This is a genomic window from Mesorhizobium sp. M1A.T.Ca.IN.004.03.1.1, from assembly GCF_003997555.1.
In the GTDB taxonomy this organism is placed as follows: domain Bacteria; phylum Pseudomonadota; class Alphaproteobacteria; order Rhizobiales; family Rhizobiaceae; genus Mesorhizobium.
On the sequence record NZ_RZTV01000071.1, the window covers coordinates 1 to 380 of the forward strand.

The 380-nt window shown below is 66.3% G+C and carries 1 protein-coding gene and 1 pseudogene; one reads left to right on the forward strand and one right to left on the reverse strand.

Annotated features, from left to right (window positions below):
* Positions 1-93, forward strand: a pseudogene (locus tag EOD29_RS37555) (glutathione S-transferase family protein); the annotation flags it as partial.
* Positions 94-118: 25 nt separating this feature from the next.
* Here EOD29_RS37555 and EOD29_RS30730 read toward each other — a convergent pair.
* On the reverse strand, positions 119-380 hold a 262-nt coding region (locus EOD29_RS30730), incomplete at its 5' end, for an ATP-binding protein (protein WP_245475488.1).

Here is a 380-nt window from a genome sequence, read left to right on the forward strand (position 1 = left end):
TCCGCCTATGTCGCCCGCGGCGAAGCGCGGCCTGCATACATGCGTGCTTTCGCCGCTCAGTTGGCGGTTTTCACCGCCGCATCGGCCGGCTGACAACGGTCGGATTTTGACGTGGCCTTTAAATATCGTCGGGGATGCGCAGCGAGATCACGGTGCCCACAGCTTCGCGTGAGCGGATTTTCATGCGGCCGCCATGCAGCGAGGTCAGCGAGCGGGAGATGGCGAGCCCGAGACCGGAACCGCCCTTGCTCTTGGCATATTGGCTCTGCCCCTGCTCGAAGGGCTGGCCGATCTTCGACAGCGCCGAGCGTGGAATGCCGATGCCGGTGTCGGCGATGGTGACGACGACGGCGCCGTCGACGCGGCGGGTGCGCAGCGCG